The organism is Streptomyces sp. NPDC056296, assembly GCF_042268605.1.
Classification (GTDB): Bacteria; Actinomycetota; Actinomycetes; order Streptomycetales; family Streptomycetaceae; genus Streptomyces.
Map to the genome: position 1 here is coordinate 103646 of NZ_JBHJRX010000001.1, position 16975 is coordinate 120620.

Sequence of the window (16975 nt, forward strand, 5' to 3'; positions counted from 1 at the left end):
GGGCACGCCGAGGGCGGCCCCGGATGGTCCCGGGGCCGCCCTGGAAGGCTGCTGCCTACTTGCTGCGGCTGTAGTTCGGTGCCTCGACCGTCATCTGGATGTCGTGCGGGTGGCTCTCCTTGAGCCCGGCGGAGGTGATCCGCACGAACCGGCCGTTGTCCTGGAGCTGGGGCACGGTCCGGCCGCCGACGTAGAACATCGACTGGCGCAGGCCGCCGACCAGCTGGTGGACGACCGAGGAGAGCGGGCCGCGGTAGGGCACCTGGCCCTCGATGCCCTCGGGGACCAGCTGCTCGTCGGAGGCGACGCCCTCCTGGAAGTAGCGGTCCTTGGAGAACGACCTGCGGTCGCCGCGGGTCTGCATGGCGCCCAGCGAGCCCATGCCGCGGTACGACTTGAACTGCTTGCCGTTGATGAACATCAGCTCGCCCGGCGACTCCTCGCAGCCCGCGAGGAGCGAGCCCAGCATCACCGTGTCGGCGCCCGCGACCAGGGCCTTGGCGATGTCGCCGGAGTACTGGAGGCCGCCGTCGCCGATGACCGGGATGCCGGCCTCCTTGGCGGCGAGCGACGCCTCGTAGATGGCCGTGACCTGGGGGACGCCGATGCCGGCGACGACGCGGGTGGTGCAGATGGAGCCGGGGCCGACACCGACCTTGATGCCGTCCACACCGGCGTCGATGAGCGCCTTGGCGCCGTCGCGGGTGGCGATGTTGCCGCCGATGACGTCGACGTCGGCCGCATTCGACTTGATCTTGGCGACCATGTCGCCGACCAGGCGGGAGTGGCCGTGCGCGGTGTCCACGACGATGAAGTCGGCGCCCGCCTCGATCAGCGCCTGGGCGCGCTCGAAGGCGTCACCGGCGACGCCGACGGCGGCGCCGACCAGCAGCCGGCCCTTGGCGTCCTTGGCGGCGTTCGGGTACTTCTCGGCCTTGACGAAGTCCTTGACCGTGATCAGGCCCTTGAGGACGCCGTTGTCGTCGACCAGCGGCAGCTTCTCGATCTTGTGGCGGCGCAGCAGCTCCATGGCGTCCACGCCGGAGATGCCGACCTTGCCGGTGACCAGCGGCATCGGGGTCATGACCTCGCGCACCTGCCGGGAGCGGTCGGTCTCGAAGGCCATGTCACGGTTGGTGACGATGCCGAGCAGCTTGCCGCCGCCGTCGGTGACCGGCACGCCGCTGATGCGGAACTTGGCGCACAGCGAGTCGGCCTCGGCGAGCAGGGCGTCCGGGTGGATGGTGATGGGGTTGGCCACCATGCCCGACTCGGAGCGCTTGACCAGGTCGACCTGGTTGGCCTGGTCCTCGATGGACAGGTTGCGGTGCAGGACGCCGACGCCGCCCTGGCGGGCCATCGCGATCGCCATGCGCGACTCGGTGACCTTGTCCATGGCGGCGGACAGCAGCGGGATGTTGACCCGCACGTTCCTGGAGACGTACGAGGCGGTGTCGATCTCGTCGGGTGCCATGTCCGACGAGCCCGGCAGCAGCAGCACGTCGTCGTAGGTCAGCCCGAGCGTCGCGAATTTCTCGGGCACTCCGTCGACGTTGGCAGTCATGACACCTTCCCCAAATGGCCTTGATCGGTGCGGATGTCCATGCTAACGGGAAGTGGACGTGGCTCATTCCACGATCAAGGACGCCCGCGACCTTCGTAGTTTCGTACGGACACCCGTCACCGTCCGTTCACGCCCGGCGCTACTGCTCCGCCAGGGCCCGCAGCCGGCTCAGCGCGCGGTGCTGGGCGACCCGCACGGCACCGGGTGACATTCCCAACATCTGCCCGGTCTCCTCCGCCGTGAGCCCCACCGCGATGCGCAGCAGGAGCAGCTCGCGCTGGTTCTCGGGCAGGTTGGCCAGCAGTTTCTTGGCCCAGGCGGCGTCGCTGTTGAGCAGCGCGCGCTCCTCCGGGCCCAGTGAGTCGTCCGGCCGCTCGGGCATCTCGTCGGACGGCACGGCCGTCGAGCCGGGGTGCCGCATCGCCGCGCGCTGGAGGTCGGCGACCTTGTGGGCGGCGATGGCGAAGACGAACGCCTCGAAGGGGCGTCCGGTGTCCTTGTAGCGGGGCAGCGCGAGCAGCACCGCGACGCAGACCTCCTGAGCGAGGTCCTCGACGAAGTGCCGGGCGTCGCCGGGCAGGCGGGACAGACGCGTGCGGCAGTAGCGCAGCGCCAAGGGGTGGACATGGGCGAGCAGGTCGTGCGTGGCCTGCTCGTCCCCGTCGACGGCACGATGGACGAGCCCACCGACCGTCCCTTGATCAGGGGCCGCCTCGTCGTCACGCATCGGTCCATGGTGCCTTGCGGCCGTCCGATCCGTGGCTCCGCGCCCGTTGTTGTGCACCGAAGCGTTATGAGTAGGTGCGCCGGAACTCATCCCCTGCGCCCTCCCCTTCCGCTCGACCGACTCGTCCCCGAGGAACTCCACACCTCAAGGATGCGTCATCCGCGCCGAAACGAGCAGCGGGCACCCGGCGGGTCGCCTTGTCACCCCCGCCCACCTCGCGATAAGCGGGGATCGCCGCCTCCCCGACGGGCCCTTTCGGCCTCCATCGCACCGGGGTGCTCCTAGCGGACCAGGCCCCACCGGAAGCCGAGCGCCACCGCGTGCGCCCGGTCCGAGGCGCCGAGCTTCTTGAAGAGCCGCCGGGCGTGGGTCTTGACGGTGTCCTCGGAGAGGAACAGCTCGCGGCCGATCTCCGCGTTGGAGCGGCCGTGACTCATGCCCTCCAGGACCTGGATCTCACGCGCGGTGAGCGTCGGCGCGGCACCCATCTCGGCCGAGCGCAGCCGACGCGGGGCGAGCCGCCAGGTCGGGTCGGCGAGGGCCTGCGTGACCGTGGCGCGCAGTTCGGCGCGCGAGGCGTCCTTGTGCAGGTAGCCGCGGGCACCGGCGGCGACGGCGAGGGCCACGCCGTCCAGGTCCTCGGCGACGGTGAGCATGATGATGCGCGCGCCGGGGTCGGCGGAGAGCAGCCGCCGGACGGTCTCGACGCCGCCGAGGCCGGGCATGCGCACGTCCATCAGAATCAGGTCCGAGCGGTCGGCACCCCAGCGGCGGAGGACTTCCTCGCCGTTGGCGGCCGTCGTCACGCGCTCGACGCCGGGCACGGTCGCGACCGCGCGGCGGAGCGCCTCTCGGGCAAGCGGGGAGTCGTCGCAGACGAGGACGGAAGTCATGGCCGTCCTCCGCAGCTGATGCGCGTCACGTTGAGCCTCCAGGCTGGTACGAAATCGTCACCTGTGCGGTCGACCGTCCCGGACGCCCGCCCGAGCACTTGTTCCTTCAACCGCCTCCGCACTCTCAACGACGGTCACTCGAAAGAGTTACGGGGCTGTGTGTCGTCTTCGGCACTCTACGTGAGGGGGCCGCCACGCAGCAGACATGCGCGACGGACCCGCCCCGTTTCATCACAACCGGTGCCCCATTTAGCCGCTTTTCTTCCACTTCGCTGGTGTCTGCGGCTAGATTCGCAATGAGTCATATTTTCATCTCCTTAGATCGTAGTTGTACGGTCGTGGACGCTGCGTCACCGGCATCTACCCATATCGGCTACAAGGGGTCACGCAATGGCAGATTTCTCCCGCCTTCCCGGACCGAACGCGGACCTGTGGGACTGGCAGCTCCTGGCCGCGTGCCGCGGGGTGGACAGCTCGCTCTTCTTCCATCCGGAGGGGGAACGCGGTGCGGCGCGGAGTGCTCGCGAGAACTCGGCCAAGGAGGTCTGCATGAGGTGCCCGGTCCGCGCCGAGTGCGCGGCGCACGCGCTGGCGGTGCGTGAGCCGTACGGCGTGTGGGGCGGGCTGACCGAGGACGAGCGCGAGGAGCTCATGGGACGCGCCCGAAACCGCCTGGTGGCGGCGACGGCATCGGCCGGCGGGGAGGCGGCCGCGCATCACTGAAGCCGCACATCACTGAAGGAACGTTTCTCTGAAACACGGGCGCGCAGGTGCGCCCGTACCTCAGTGCGTCGCCGACAGGCGCGCCCCCGCCCGGGCCAGCTCGTCCAGCGTCGCCGTCACCGCCGGGACCTGGGCCAGGTCGGGCAGGGTGAGCGCGACGATCTCCCGCCGCACCGCCGGCTCCAGCGCCACCGTGCGCACCCCCCGGGGTCGTACGGACTCGACGGCGAGCTGGGGCAGGACGGCCACACCCAGGCCGGCCCCCACCAGACCGGCGACCGCCGGGTAGTCGTCGGTCGCGAAGTCGATGCGCGGCGTGAAGCCGGCCCCTTCGCACACCTCGACCAACTGTCCACGGCACCGCGGGCAGCCCGCGATCCACGGGTCCCGGGCCAGCTCCCCGATGGCCACCGACCCGCCGGGTTCCGTGCGCGCGAGCCGGTGCCGTTCGGGCACCAGCGCCACGAGGCGGTCGGTCAGCAGCGGCCGTACGACGAGGTCGTCCCACTCCTCCGCGCCGGCCGCGCCCTCGTAGCGGAAGGCGAGCGCCACGTCGCAGTCGCCCTCGCGCAGCAGCTCGACGGATTTCGGCGGCTCGGCCTCCTCCAGGAAGACCCGGGTGCCGGGGTGCGCGGCGCGCAGCGCGGCCAGGGCCGTCGGTACGAGGGTGGAGCTGCCGCTGGGAAAGGAGACCAGGCGGACCCGTCCGGCGCGCAGTCCGGCGATGGCGGCGACCTCTTCCTCGGCCGCGGCCAGTCCGGCGATGATCCCGGCGGCATGCCGCACCAGCGCCTCACCGGCCTGGGTCAGCCGCATCTCGCGCCCGGTGCGCACGAGCAGGGGTGTGCCGACGGAGGCCTCCAGGGCCTTCATCTGCTGACTGACGGCGGGCTGGGTACAGCCCAGCTCGCGCCCCGCGGCGGAGAAGGAACCGGTCGATGCCACGGCGCGCAGGACACGGAGATGACGAGCCTCGATCACCCTCCCGAGGATAGGCGACGATAAGCGACTCTTTGACTGGCCGCCGAATAACGCGTCGACGCTTTGACGCGGCTTGTCCTACCGTTCCGCCATGAAGCTTCTGTCTGTCAACCTGGGCCGCGCGACGGCCGTGCCGTACACGGACCACCCCCAGGGCGTCACCGGCATCGACAAGCGGCCGGCCGACGGGGCCGTACGGGTGGCGGCGCCCGGGCCGAAGGGGGCCGGGGCGAGCGGGCTGGCCGGGGACACGGTGTGCGACATGCGGCACCACGGCGGCGCCGACCAGGCCGTGTACGCGATGGCGCGCGAGGACATGGACGACTGGGAACACGAGCTGGACCGGCCGCTGCCGAACGGCTCCTTCGGCGAGAACCTCACGACGACGGGCCTGGACGTCTCCGGCGCCCTGATCGGCGAGCGCTGGCGGATCGGTCCCGATCTGGTGCTGGAGGTCACCAGCGGCCGTATCCCGTGCCGCACCTTCCAGGGCCATCTGGACGAGAAGCGGTGGGTGCGGCGCTTCACGGAGAAGGGCGCGCCGGGAGCGTACCTACGGGTGATCGAACCCGGTGGGATACGGGCGGGCGACGCCGTCGAGATCGTGCACCGGCCCGCCCACGAGGTGACGGTGGCCTTGCAGTTCCGGGCGGTGACGAGGGAACGCGACTTGCTGCCCCGGCTGCTCGCGGCGGGCGAGGCGCTGCATCCCGAGTCGCTGGCGGCCGCGCGGAAGTACGTGGAGACGCACGGCGCCTGAGCCAAACGGACCTGCTCGGTCCGGGCCCATAACCTTGCGCCATGACAACGGCATTGATTACCGGATCGACGGCGGGCATCGGCGCCGCGTTCGCGCGGCGGCTGGCGGCCGACGGACACAACCTGGTGCTGGTGGCCCGCGACACCAAGCGGCTGCGCGAACAGGCGACCGAACTGCACGACCGGCACGGAATCGAGGCGGAGGTCCTGACGGCCGACCTGGCCACGGACGCCGGCATCGAGGCGGTGGCCGCCCGGCTCGGTGAGCGCAGGAGCCCCGTCGACCTGCTGATCAACAACGCCGGCTTCGGCAACAAGGGCCGCTTCCTCGACGTCTCCATGGCCGACGAGCTGACGATGCTCAAGGTGCACTGCGAGGCGGTGCTCCGGCTGACCTCGGCGGCGACGGAGACGATGCGGGACCGGGGCCGCGGCGGCGTGGTCAACGTGGCCTCGGTAGCGGCCTTCGTCCCGCGCGGCACCTACGGCGCGTCCAAGGCGTGGGTCGTGCAGTTCACCCAGGGCGTGGCGAAGGACCTGGCCGGCAGCGGCGTACGCCTGATGGCCCTGTGCCCCGGCTTCGTGCGCACGGAGTTCCACGAGCGCGCCGGCATGGGCACGGACAACATCCCGGGCTGGATGTGGCTGGACGCCGACAAGGTCGCCGCAGCGGCCCTGACCGACCTCTCCCGCGGCAAGACCCTCTCCATCCCCGACCCCCGCTACAAGACCCTGATGGGCGCGGCGAAGCTGGTACCGCGGGGGATGCTGGGCGGACTCACTTCCCGGACGGGGCGGAAGTACGGGCCGCAGTAGGAGTGCCGGCCACACCCCTTCCGTTCTCCTCAGGGCGGCCGGTGCGCACCGCCCGCCCCTCGTCGTCGTATCAACCGCGCGCGGCCATCCGTACGAACGCCGTCCATTGAGCAGTGGGGACGGCGAGGAGCGCCGCGTCCGGCTGCTTGGAGTCGCGGACCAGCATCGCCGTACCGGTGTCCGCGACCTCCACGCAGTCGCCTCCGTTTCCCGCGCTGTGGCTGCTCTTGAACCAGCGCAGTTCGCCTGCGGCAGGCGCGGGGCTGCCTGTCTTCATAGCTCTCCCAGCACTTTCTCGATGAAGGCCGGCGACTCCCTGGGCGTCAGCGCCTCGGCTCGCAGCACGCCGTACGTCGCTTCGAACGGGCTGACCTTCTTCGGTTCCGAGTACAGGGCGCTCACGTCCTGCACCTCCCTGACCGCGCCAAACGTCCCGTCCGCCCAAGGGCCTGCGCAGGGCCTGTTCGACCGCTTGCCGCCCGGCTACTCGGGGTCCATGGTGACGGCCGTGAAGCGGAGCAGCAGGCTTTTGAGGGCGCATTCCACCGCCACTCCGAAGTGGTGGTCCGCGTTCGGCAGCCGTGCTCCGTCCGTCAGGAAGACGGCGTCCTTGTAGTGGCGCACGGCTGCGTGGGCGAAGTGGTGCTGTTCTGGATTCACCTGCACGGCACGGGTCTTAAGGGCTCACGTCACTCGGATGGCCCAGTTCTGTGCACGCACGGGATCGTCACCCGAACGTGTGGTCCATTCCGGTCCCGCCCCGGCGGAGGCGGCGGGAAACATAGCGTCAGGTGGTTGCGCCCGCAGCGGGCGGGAGGTCACAGGCCGACAAGGGAGAGGTGGCATCGGGTGAGCGCGGGCACGGGTGACCGGGGCGGACTGTTCGTCGACGGCGCCGACAGCGGGCGTACGGAAAAGGGGAAGCCGGGCCGGGGGGTGGTGAGCGGCGGGGGGACAGCGATGTTCTCCGACGCGCCCGGCGGTGGGTGGCCGTCGGCGGCTCCCGCCTCGGGTCGTCCCGGTGCGGTCGGCGCCGGAGCTGCTCCCGTCCCGCGCGCCCGGCCCACCCCGCGTCCCCGGCCCGGCGGTGTCCCCGCCGGGCACCTGGGTGCGGGGCGATGGGCGAAGATCGCGCAGCGGATCGTGCCGGACGACCTCCAGCCCGAGGTGCTGCGCCTGGAGCTGACCGAACTCGGGGACGCGTTCCGCGCGTATCAGCGGCGCCCCGAACCGGATCTCGCCGTCCTCGCCGAACTCCACGACCGCAAGGCCCGTGCCTTCGCGTTGTGGGCCGACGTCACCGGCGATGCGTCCCTGCGCGAGGAGGCGGAGCGGGCGGAGGCGGCGGCGCGGACCACCCGCGAGATGAACGCCAACCGGCGCGGCATCGAGGTGGACGGGGACGGGCCGGCCATCGAGCGGTTGCTGGCCCGGGCCCAGGGCGTTCACGCCCGTGGTGTGTTGGAGTACGTCCGGGCCCACGCCCCGTCCCCCGGGCCCGAGGCGCGGCTCGCGGTGCTCATGCTCACCCTCCGGGCCGCGCGCGCCGGCACGGGGAACGTCACCGGGCAGGATCTCAGCGGCTGGTTGCAGGGCGATACCGAGCGGGTGCTCAAGGAACTCGTCGACGTCGGCTGGCTGCGTCTGCCGGAGGCGGTCACCGTCGCCGACGCGCTGGACTCAAGGCCCGAGGAACCCACCCAGGTCACCGTCCCCTCGCTGCTGCCCGCCGAGCCCCGCCCGTTCTCCTTCGGCAAGGTCACCCGGGCGCGGCTGTCGGGGTGGGCGCAGAGGGTGGTGGGCGACCGGAAGCTGCGGAAGAAGAAGGCGGGCGCCGCCACCCGGCTCCTCGCCGTGTACACGGCCGCCCACAGCCGCCCCGACGGGCTTCTCGGCGAGCGGGTCGAAGGCGCCGAGGACGACGGTCTCGGTCTCGACGCGGTCGCCTCGTTCTGTTGTCTGCGACCCGAGGACGTCACCGAGCACGCCGAGCTGCTGGTCGCCGCCGACTGGCTCGCGGAGGCCGACACCTCCGGGGGCAGGCTGCGGGGGCGGCTCGGCGAACGGGTCCTGGCACTGAGCGGGCTGCTGTGACCGACCACCCCGACAGCCGGCGGACCGACCGCTACAGATGGCGGCCGTAAGGCCGAAACACCTGGTCAGGCAGGCGGGCGAAGCGGGATCTTCGAGGCATGACCACCGCTTTCCATGACGCCGTGGAGCTGATCGTGGGCGAGCTGGCGGCCAACGCCATCACCCACGGGCGGGCGCCCGGGCGGGATGCCGAGCTGCGGCTGGCCCACGATGGCGCGGGGCGCGTCCTGGTGGAGGTGAGTGACGTGCGCGGGGAGCGTCGGCCGGTACTCGCGCCGGACGGGCGGCGGCTCGCGGAGAACGGGCGGCAGCTCGCGGAGGACGGGCGCGGGCCGGCCCTGGTGGCTGCGCCGGCCGAGGAGTGGGGCGTGGCCGAGCGGCCGAGTGCGCCGGGGAAGACCGTGTGGGCGGTGGTGGCGTCCTGCTCCCGCCACCACGTCCCCTGAGTCGGCATCGAGGAGGACGTGTACGCCGGCGGTTTCAAGGCCGGACGAACGCACGGTGCCCAGCACCCCCGCAGGGGTACTGGGCACCGCCGGCTCGGTCGGCCGGGTTCAGCTCAGCGCAGCGCCTAGTGGGCGTGCCCGTGGCCGTGGCCCGCGGCGGCCGGCTCTTCCTCTTCCTTCTTCTCGACGACCAGGGTCTCGGTCGTCAGGAGGAGGGAGGCGATGGAGGCGGCGTTCTCCAGGGCCGAGCGGGTGACCTTCACCGGGTCGATGACGCCGGCCTTGACCAGGTCGCCGTACTCGCCGGTGGCGGCGTTGAAGCCCTGGCCCTTGTCGAGCTCGGCGACCTTGGAGGTGATGACGTAGCCCTCCAGGCCGGCGTTCTCGGCGATCCAGCGCAGCGGCTCGACGGCGGCGCGGCGGACGACCGCGACACCGGTGGCCTCGTCGCCGGTCTTGCCGAGGTTGCCCTCGAGGACCTTGACGGCGTGGACCAGCGCGGAGCCACCACCGGAGACGATGCCCTCCTCGACCGCGGCGCGGGTCGCGGAGATGGCGTCCTCCAGACGGTGCTTGCGCTCCTTCAGCTCCACCTCGGTGGCGGCGCCGACCTTGATCACGCACACGCCGCCGGCCAGCTTCGCGAGGCGCTCCTGGAGCTTCTCGCGGTCCCAGTCGGAGTCCGTGTTCTCGATCTCGGCCTTGATCTGCGCGATGCGGCCCTGGACCTCGTCACGCTTGCCGGCACCGTCGACGATCGTGGTGTCGTCCTTGGTGACGGTGATGCGACGGGCGGTGCCGAGCACCTCCAGGCCGACCTGGTCGAGCTTGAGGCCGACCTCCTCGGAGATGACCGTGGCGCCGGTGAGGACGGCCATGTCCTGCAGCATCGCCTTGCGGCGGTCGCCGAAGCCGGGGGCCTTGACGGCCACCGCGTTGAACGTGCCGCGGATCTTGTTGACGACGAGGGTGGAGAGCGCCTCGCCCTCCAGGTCCTCGGCGATGATCAGCAGCGGCTTCGAGGCACCCGCCTGGATGACCTTCTCCAGCAGCGGCAGCATGTCCGCGATGGAGGAGATCTTGCCCTGGTTGATGAGGATGTACGGGTCCTCGAGGACGGCCTCCATGCGCTCCTGGTCCGTCACGAAGTACGGCGACAGGTAGCCCTTGTCGAAGGCCATGCCCTCGGTGAAGTCCAGCTCCAGACCGAAGGTGTTGGACTCCTCGACGGTGATGACACCGTCCTTGCCGACCTTGTCCATCGCCTCGGCGATCAGCTCGCCGACCTGCTGGTCCTGGGCGGACAGACCGGCGACGGCCGCGATGTCGGACTTCTCGTCGATCGGGCGGGCGGTGGCGAGGAGCTCCTCGGACACGGCGGCGACGGCCGCGTCGATGCCCTTCTTGAGGAGCGCCGGGGAGGCGCCGGCGGCGACGTTGCGCAGGCCCTCGCGGACGAGCGCCTGGGCCAGCACGGTGGCGGTGGTGGTGCCGTCACCCGCGATGTCGTTGGTCTTGGTCGCCACCTCCTTCACCAGCTGGGCGCCGAGGTTCTCGTACGGGTCCTCGATCTCGACCTCGCGGGCGATCGTGACACCGTCGTTGGTGATGGTCGGGGCGCCGAACTTCTTGTCGATGACGACGTTGCGGCCCTTGGGGCCGATCGTCACCTTCACCGTGTCGGCAAGCTTGTTGACGCCGCGCTCGAGGGCGCGACGGGCGTCCTCGTCGAACTTCAGGATCTTCGCCATGGGAGCGTGAGCCCTCTTCCGGAAATCTTGGGGTTATACGGCACTGCGCCCCCGACACCCGGCTTTTTATGGACGCGGGAGCCAGGGGCGCAGCTGGAAAGCAAGGTGCTTCGGTGAACTACTTCTCGACGATCGCGAGCACGTCGCGGGCCGAGAGGACGAGGTACTCCTCGCCGTTGTACTTCACCTCGGTGCCGCCGTACTTGCTGTAGAGCACGACGTCGCCGACGCTGACGTCGAGCGGAAGACGGTTGCCGTCCTCGAAGCGGCCCGGGCCAACGGCCAGGACGACGCCCTCCTGGGGCTTCTCCTTGGCGGTGTCCGGAATGACCAGGCCTGAAGCCGTGGTCTGCTCGGCGTCGAGCGGCTGGACCACAATGCGGTCCTCGAGCGGCTTGATGGCAACCTTGGAGCTGGTGGTCGTCACGATCCGACCTCCCCCTTCGGAGATCTCACGGGGTTAACTGTCTGAGGTGGCGACCAGGTGGATCCGTCGTCGCGGGTGCCGGACCTGCCCGTCGCGTAGTTGGCACTCTCCAGTGGGGAGTGCCAGGGCCGAGACTATGACCGCGATTAGCACTCGGTCAAGCGGAGTGCCAATGCCGGCGGCGCGTCGGGGGTATTTCGGCGGAAGCGGGGGCCCGGGGGCCGCCCCCTCGGCATCAAGAAGTCAGAGCGGGAAGTCCCGGCATCGAGACGTCACGCAGGACGTCAGAGGTAGTCCCCCAGGCGTCCCACCCTCAGCCCCTGCTCCTCGATCGTCTCCAGCAAACGTTCCGTGCGGGCGCTCAGGCCCAGGCCCGTCGGGTGGTCCGGGTCGACGGACACGATGTCGCCGGGGTGGAGACGGTGCTCGCCGCGGGTGTAGGTCAGGTCGCCGTCGGCGTTCAGGGTCGCCCGCCACAGGACGACCGCCGCGATACCGCAGTCGGCGGCGGCGCGCAGGGTCGTGGCGTCGTACGTGCCGTAGGGCGGGCGGAAGAGGTGGGGGCGGACGCCGAAGCGGGACCTGAGCTTGGTCTGCTGGCCGCAGATCTCGGCGCGCTGGCCGGCGTAGGGCAGACCGCGCAGGGAGCGGTGGTCGAGGGTGTGGTTCTGCAGGCTCGCGCCGACCGAGCGGAGCCGGGCGAAGTGGCCGTACGCGGGGCCGGCGACGGTGTCGGTGAGGAACAGGGTGACGGGGAGCCGCCGCTCTCGGACCAGGTCGGCGAAGTGCGGGTCCCGCTCGGCGCTGTCGTCGAAGGTGAGGAAGACGACCCGGTCCGTGGTGCGGACGTGGTCCACGACGGGCGGCAGGTTCTGCCCCCGGTCGCTGCCCTGGGCGGGCTCTCCGGCCGCCGGCTGCTGGGCGGGGCCGGCGAACTGGGCGCAGCCGGTGAGCAGTACGGCTGCCAGGGCGGCCCCGGCCGGCCGGAACCGCCCGCGCCTCACAGGTAGTCCTCCAGCCGGGCCACGGCGTATCCCTCGGCGGTGACCTTGTCGAGGAACTCGCGGACCATGTCGCGCATGGTGCCGCCCCAGTCGTCCTCGCCCCGGAAGTGGGTGAGGACGATGTCGCCGGGGTGGATCTCCCGGTCCCACTCGCGGTAGTCCCAGTGGTCGGCGAAGACCTCCTCGTTCCAGATCGGGGCGTATTCGATGCCACAGGCCTTGGCGGCGCGCAGGGTGTCGCGGTTGTAGTTGCCGTAGGGCGGCCGGAAGAGGGTCGGGCGCTTGCCGTAGCGCTTCTCGATCACGTCCTGCATGCCGCAGATCTCGCGCTTCTGCTCGGCGTAGGACAGGCCGGGCAGGTAGGGGTGGTGGAGGGTGTGGTTGTTGAGGGTGACGCCCCGGTCCTGCATCTTCTTGAAGTAGCCGTAGTCCTCCTTCGCCAGGTAGTCGCTGAGGAAGGCGGTGTACGGGATCTTCAGCTCGCTCATCATCCGCAGGAACGCCGGGTCCTTCTCGGCGCCGTCGTCGATGGTGAGGAAGACGATCTTCTCCTTGGTGGGGATCGAAGTGAAGACCGGCGGGAGGTTCTTCTGGCCCCTCACCTCGAAGCCCTTGCGTGCCTTGATCTCCGGCTTCTTCGCGGGGGGCGGCGGGGCCGTCAGCGGGACCTTCTTCAGGTTCCAGCGCTCGGCGGCGGCGACCCGGGCCGCGTGTGCGGCGCGCAGCTTGGACGCGTAGGCGTCGAGCGCGCGGGCCGGGGGCGCCTGGAGGGGCTGCCGGCCGGCGGCGCCCCGCACCTCGGAGGCGTCCTGCGCACAGCCGGAGGCGAGGGCGGCGACGGCGAGCGCGGCGACACCGCCGCGCGTCCGGAGCCCTGGGGAGGACGCCCGGAACACCCTGGACGCCCGGATTTTGTCATTTTGTACGACTGCTCGCATGGTGCCGGATCCTCGCAGTCCCCGGCCGCCGAACCCGGCCCGACACCGCGCCGGAGGCACACCGTCCACCGACTGGCCCACAATGTTCCGGTGAACGACCTCGACGCCCTCCTCGCCCTGCTCACCCCCGAGGGCCGCGCCCTCCTCGACGAGGTGCGCGACACCGACCCCGCGCGGGAGTTGGCGGTCGCGACCCGGCTGCGGCGCACGCACCCCGCCGAGCTGGTGTCGGCCGCGCTCGGACAGGCGCGGCTGCGGCAGCGGGCGGTGGCGAAGTTCGGGGCCGAGGACGCCGGGCGGATGTTCTTCACGTCCAACGGGGTCGAGCAGTCGACGCGGGCGAGCGTGGCCGCGTACCGGGCCGAGCGGATGTCGGCCCTGGGCGTGGCCTCGGTCGCCGACCTGTGCTGCGGGATCGGCGGCGACGCGATCGCGTTGGCCCGGGCCGGGATCCGGGTGCTGGCCGTGGACCGGGACCCGGCGACGGCCGCCGCCGCCCGCGCCAACGCCGAGGCGCTGGAGCTGGGTGAGCTGATCGAAGTGCGCGAGGCGGATGTCACGGAAGTCGACACCGGTGGGTACGACGCCGTGTTCGTCGATCCCGCGCGGCGGGGCGGGCCATCAGCAGGGGCCGCGCGAAGCGCGTCGGTGAGGGGCGGCGGTCGGGCGACGGGTGGGCGGATCTTCGACCCGGAGGCGTACTCACCGCCGCTGTCCTGGGCGGTCGAGGCGGCCCGTACGGCTGCCCGCGCCGCCGCGTTGAAGGTCGCGCCGGGCATTCCGCACGAGGCGGTGCCGGACGACGCCGAGGCCGAGTGGATCTCCGACGGCGGCGACGTGAAGGAGGCGGTGCTGTGGTTCGGCGGCGCGCCGGGGGCGGTGCGGGCCACGCTGCTGCCCGGGCCCCGCACCCTGCTCGGCACCGGCCTGCCCGACCCGGAGGTCCGCACGCCCGGCCGGTACCTGTACGAGCCGGACGGCGCCGTCATCCGCGCCCATCTGGTCGCCGAGGTCGCCGAACAGGTCGGCGGGGGGCTGCTCGACGCGACCATCGCGTACGTCACCGCGGACGAGCTGGTGCCGACGCCGTACGCCACGGCGTACGAGATCACCGACCGGATGCCCTTCAACGTCAAGAAGCTGAAGGCGCTGCTGCGGGAGCGCCGGGTCGGCAACCTGACCGTGAAGAAGCGGGGCTCGGCGGTGGAGCCGGAGGAACTGCGGAAGAAGGTCAAGCCACAGGGGCCGAACGCGGCGACCGTGTTCATGACCCGGGTGTCGGGGGCGCCGACGATGCTGATCGGGCATCCGGTGCGCTAGCTGTCGGGCGAGTCGTCGGCACCCGATCTCCGGCCAACTCGGAGGCGTCAGAACGCCACCCCCAAGGCGATCCGGCCACTCGTTCGAGTGAGGGGCACCGAATGTGAAGAGGGAGGCCGATAGGGCGGCTACGTTGGCGGCATGTCACGGTTCCGGCTGTATCCGACGAACGAGCAGGCGGGCATCATGCTCGGACACTGCGCGCACGCCCGGTACGTGTGGAACCTGGCCGTCGAACAACACGCGCACTGGCGCAAGGGGCGCATAGCCGCCCCAGGCTTCGCCGAGCAGTGCCGTCAGCTCACCGAATCCCGCCGGGACAACGAATGGCTGCGTTCGGGGAACGCAGATGTGCAGCAGCAGGCGTTGAAGGACTTCGCCAAGGCCAAGAGTGCCAGGTTCACATCCGGTTTCGGTAAGCCGACCTGGCGCAAAAAATACCGGCACGAGGGCTTCCGGGTAATCGGCACCCACCGCATCCCGGAGTGGGAGCAGGACGGCACGCCGAAACTGAGCGCGAAGACCGGCCGGCAGGTCCAGGGAAGGTCGGTACTGGTGCAGAAGCTCAACCGGCGCTGGGCTCAGGTGAAAGTACCCGGCTGCGGCTGGGTCCGTTTCCGCCTCACCCGGCGCGATCTGCCCTCGGCGAAGACCTTCCGGGTCACTTTCCATAACGATCAGTGGCACATCGCCTTCGCCGTGATCCCCGACCCCATCAAGACACCCAGCACGGACAACGTCATCGGTGTCGACCGGGGTGTGACGATCACCGCCGCTCTGTCGGACGGGCGGGCACTGAACTGTCCGCAACTCACCGCCCGGGAAAGGGCGCAGATCCGTAAACACCAGCGCCGCGCGGCCCGCGCGCCCAAGGGCAGCGACCGCAAGCGGGAAGAGTACGCGAAAGTCGCCAGATTGAAGGCCCGGGAGACGGCCCGACGCAAGGACTGGTGCGAGAAGACCTCGACGATTCTCGCCCGCACCTACCGCCTCGTGCGCTTCGAGAAGTTGAACGTCAAGAGCATGACCGCCTCGGCGAAAGGAACGGCAGAGCGGCCCGGCACGCTGGTGCGACAGAAGGCCGGGCTGAACCGGGCGATCCTCGCCCAGGGCTGGGGCCTGCTCCGCAGGCGTACCGAGGAAAAGGCCCCCGGCCGGGTCGAGGACGTGCCAGCGCCGTACACGTCGTTGCGGTGCAGCACCTGCGGCTGGATCGAGAAGGACTCGCGCAAGAGCCAAGCCGAGTTCGTCTGTGTGTCCTGTGGGTTCAGTTGCAACGCGGATGAGAACGCAGCAGTCAACGTCGCGGCAGGACAGGGCGGGATCCCCCGCCCCCGGCGTGCAGCCGGTGCCGGAGGGGTGACAGCGGCCACCAGCCGTTCGAACGCCCGTGAACCTCAACCCACTCGGGTTGAAATCCCCCTCTTCTAGAGGGGGAGGATGTCAAAGCCCACCATGCAGCACAGAAGTTCCGATCAACGCAGCGATTCCCACAGGTCACCGGCGTCCGGTTCCTGGGCCACCACCCGGTTGGCGTCCCAGGGCGCCGGTACGACGGGCATCGTCACCGTGCGTACGTCGTCCGCCGACAGGCCCCCGAGGCTGCGGCCGAGGCTCATCAGCTCGCCCAGCGAGTCCAGGCCGGTGTCGGTGGTGAGGCTGCCGGTGACCGCGTCGGTGACCTGGTACAGCCGGGCGGGGTCGGTGAGCAGGTCGGTGGCGGAGATCTGCTCCAGCAGCGCCTTCACCAGCTTCTGCTGGAGCTCTATGCGGGCGAGGTCGCTGCCGCCCGCCAGGCCGTACCGGGTGCGGGCCAGGCCGAGGGCCTCGGTGCCGTCGAGGTGGTGGGTGCCCGCGTCCAGGTGGAGGTGGCTCTTGTCGTCGTCGATGTCCACGTCCGTGGTGACCGTGACCCCGCCGAGCGCGTCGACCAGCTTGGCGAAGCCGGAGAAGTCGATCTCGATGTAGTGGTCCATGCGGACGCCGGTCATCGACTCGACGGTCTTGACCGCGCAGACCGGACCGCCCAGCGCGTAGGCGGTGTTGAACATCGCGCCGCTCGCTTCCCGGGACTCACCGCCGGACGGCAGCGGGCAGGACGGGCGGGTGACGAGCGTGTCGCGCGGGATGCTCACGACGGTGGCGGCGGCCCGGCCCGCGTCGAGGTGGACGACCATCGCGGTGTCCGAACGGGCGCCCTCGCTGTCGCCGCCGCCGAGCTCCTGGTTCTCCTCGCCGCTGCGCGAGTCCGAGCCGAGGACCAGGATGTTCAGGGCTCCGGTGGGCACGGGCGACGCCGACGGCCCGGCGGAGGGGGCCGTGACCGGCCGCGCGGGGCGGTCGTCGCCGAGCGCGCCGTTGATGTCGACGCTCTTGATGTTGCCGTTCAGGTGCCAATAGGCCCAGCCCGCCGCGGCGACCCCGAGCAACAGGGCGCCGACCAGGGCGAGGCCGGCCGCCTTCAACCCCTTCGCGCGCCCGCCCCGCCCAACCCGCGCAGCCATGCGTCCGCCCCCGCCCCTGCCGGTCCCG

Annotated in this window: 19 protein-coding genes; 7 read left to right on the forward strand and 12 right to left on the reverse strand. The window is 71.0% G+C overall.

The features are described 5' to 3' along the window. Nucleotides 1-55 precede the first annotated feature (55 nt). The 3 genes from guaB to ACFCZF_RS00440 all read right to left on the reverse strand — a co-directional run bounded on the left by guaB (nucleotide 56) and on the right by ACFCZF_RS00440 (nucleotide 3184). Nucleotides 56-1564, reverse strand: coding sequence for an IMP dehydrogenase (gene guaB / locus ACFCZF_RS00430; protein ID WP_376669777.1), 1509 nt, complete (start codon nucleotides 1562-1564; stop codon nucleotides 56-58). A 139-nt stretch (nucleotides 1565-1703) separates the two neighbouring features. Then, on the reverse strand, nucleotides 1704-2291 hold the full coding sequence (locus ACFCZF_RS00435) for a sigma-70 family RNA polymerase sigma factor (protein WP_019329587.1): 588 nt from the start codon (nucleotides 2289-2291) through the stop codon (nucleotides 1704-1706). A gap of 281 nt (nucleotides 2292-2572) precedes the next feature. Beyond that, the gene (locus tag ACFCZF_RS00440) at nucleotides 2573-3184 is read right to left on the reverse strand and encodes a response regulator transcription factor (protein ID WP_003948568.1); all 612 of its coding nucleotides are present in this window, start codon (nucleotides 3182-3184) and stop codon (nucleotides 2573-2575) included. 390 nt (nucleotides 3185-3574) lie between these two features. Here ACFCZF_RS00440 and ACFCZF_RS00445 point away from each other — a divergent pair, with 390 nt between their 5' ends. Continuing rightward, the gene (locus ACFCZF_RS00445) at nucleotides 3575-3907 is read left to right on the forward strand and encodes a WhiB family transcriptional regulator (RefSeq protein ID WP_121748736.1); all 333 of its coding nucleotides are present in this window, start codon (nucleotides 3575-3577) and stop codon (nucleotides 3905-3907) included. 60 nt (nucleotides 3908-3967) lie between these two features. Here the strand turns inward: ACFCZF_RS00445 and ACFCZF_RS00450 are convergent, their stop codons facing one another. Further along, nucleotides 3968-4888, reverse strand: a complete 921-nt coding sequence (locus ACFCZF_RS00450; protein WP_376669778.1) for a LysR family transcriptional regulator — start codon at nucleotides 4886-4888, stop codon at nucleotides 3968-3970. 91 nt (nucleotides 4889-4979) lie between these two features. Here ACFCZF_RS00450 and ACFCZF_RS00455 point away from each other — a divergent pair, with 91 nt between their 5' ends. Beyond that, entirely contained in the window at nucleotides 4980-5648 is a 669-nt protein-coding gene (locus tag ACFCZF_RS00455; protein ID WP_376669779.1) for an MOSC domain-containing protein, read from the forward strand. 41 nt (nucleotides 5649-5689) lie between these two features. Further along, nucleotides 5690-6463 carry an SDR family NAD(P)-dependent oxidoreductase gene (locus ACFCZF_RS00460; protein WP_376669780.1) on the forward strand — a complete coding sequence of 258 codons (774 nt, stop codon included), beginning with the start codon at nucleotides 5690-5692 and terminating at the stop codon, nucleotides 6461-6463. Between the two features lie 70 nt (nucleotides 6464-6533). Here the strand turns inward: ACFCZF_RS00460 and ACFCZF_RS00465 are convergent, their stop codons facing one another. The 3 genes from ACFCZF_RS00465 to ACFCZF_RS00475 form a co-directional block, all read right to left on the reverse strand. Then, the gene (locus ACFCZF_RS00465; protein ID WP_376669781.1) at nucleotides 6534-6740 is read right to left on the reverse strand and encodes a DUF397 domain-containing protein; all 207 of its coding nucleotides are present in this window, start codon (nucleotides 6738-6740) and stop codon (nucleotides 6534-6536) included. Continuing rightward, on the reverse strand, nucleotides 6737-6865 hold the full coding sequence (locus ACFCZF_RS00470; RefSeq protein WP_376669782.1) for a hypothetical protein: 129 nt from the start codon (nucleotides 6863-6865) through the stop codon (nucleotides 6737-6739). Before ACFCZF_RS00470 ends, ACFCZF_RS00465 begins: the two co-directional genes overlap by 4 nt. An 81-nt stretch (nucleotides 6866-6946) precedes the next feature. Then, complete coding sequence (locus ACFCZF_RS00475) at nucleotides 6947-7129, reverse strand: hypothetical protein (protein WP_376669783.1); 183 nt, start codon at nucleotides 7127-7129, stop codon at nucleotides 6947-6949. A 183-nt stretch (nucleotides 7130-7312) separates the two neighbouring features. Between ACFCZF_RS00475 and ACFCZF_RS00480 the strand changes: the two genes are divergently transcribed. Together ACFCZF_RS00480 and ACFCZF_RS00485 are read left to right on the forward strand one after the other, a co-directional pair. Continuing rightward, the gene (locus ACFCZF_RS00480; protein ID WP_376669784.1) at nucleotides 7313-8557 is read left to right on the forward strand and encodes a hypothetical protein; all 1245 of its coding nucleotides are present in this window, start codon (nucleotides 7313-7315) and stop codon (nucleotides 8555-8557) included. A gap of 98 nt (nucleotides 8558-8655) precedes the next feature. Then, nucleotides 8656-9003 (forward strand): ATP-binding protein, encoded by a 348-nt coding sequence (locus ACFCZF_RS00485; protein WP_376669785.1) that lies wholly within the window; start codon nucleotides 8656-8658, stop codon nucleotides 9001-9003. Nucleotides 9004-9128: 125 nt separating this feature from the next. Here ACFCZF_RS00485 and groL read toward each other — a convergent pair whose 3' ends face one another. From groL to ACFCZF_RS00505, 4 genes are all read right to left on the reverse strand, one after another. Continuing rightward, entirely contained in the window at nucleotides 9129-10754 is a 1626-nt protein-coding gene (gene groL, locus ACFCZF_RS00490; protein ID WP_376669786.1) for a chaperonin GroEL, read from the reverse strand. Nucleotides 10755-10872: 118 nt separating this feature from the next. Continuing rightward, nucleotides 10873-11181 (reverse strand): co-chaperone GroES, encoded by a 309-nt coding sequence (groES, locus tag ACFCZF_RS00495; RefSeq protein ID WP_003974211.1) that lies wholly within the window; start codon nucleotides 11179-11181, stop codon nucleotides 10873-10875. Nucleotides 11182-11465: 284 nt separating this feature from the next. After that, nucleotides 11466-12185, reverse strand: a complete 720-nt coding sequence (locus ACFCZF_RS00500; RefSeq protein WP_376669787.1) for a polysaccharide deacetylase family protein — start codon at nucleotides 12183-12185, stop codon at nucleotides 11466-11468. Then, nucleotides 12182-13123, reverse strand: a complete 942-nt coding sequence (locus ACFCZF_RS00505; protein ID WP_376669788.1) for a polysaccharide deacetylase family protein — start codon at nucleotides 13121-13123, stop codon at nucleotides 12182-12184. Before ACFCZF_RS00505 ends, ACFCZF_RS00500 begins: the two co-directional genes overlap by 4 nt. Here ACFCZF_RS00505 and ACFCZF_RS00510 point away from each other — a divergent pair. Both ACFCZF_RS00510 and ACFCZF_RS00515 read left to right on the forward strand, forming a co-directional pair. Next, nucleotides 13106-14443 (forward strand): methyltransferase domain-containing protein, encoded by a 1338-nt coding sequence (locus tag ACFCZF_RS00510; protein ID WP_376669789.1) that lies wholly within the window; start codon nucleotides 13106-13108, stop codon nucleotides 14441-14443. The two genes, ACFCZF_RS00505 and ACFCZF_RS00510, sit on opposite strands and share 18 nt — an antisense overlap. A gap of 141 nt (nucleotides 14444-14584) precedes the next feature. After that, complete coding sequence (locus tag ACFCZF_RS00515) at nucleotides 14585-15874, forward strand: RNA-guided endonuclease InsQ/TnpB family protein (RefSeq protein ID WP_376669790.1); 1290 nt, start codon at nucleotides 14585-14587, stop codon at nucleotides 15872-15874. A 44-nt stretch (nucleotides 15875-15918) separates the two neighbouring features. On the opposite strand, the gene ACFCZF_RS00520 is transcribed toward ACFCZF_RS00515, so the two are convergent. Continuing rightward, a complete protein-coding gene (locus ACFCZF_RS00520) occupies nucleotides 15919-16947 on the reverse strand; it encodes an LCP family protein (RefSeq protein WP_376669791.1) in 1029 nt (342 codons plus the stop codon). Nucleotides 16948-16975: the final 28 nt, after the last annotated feature.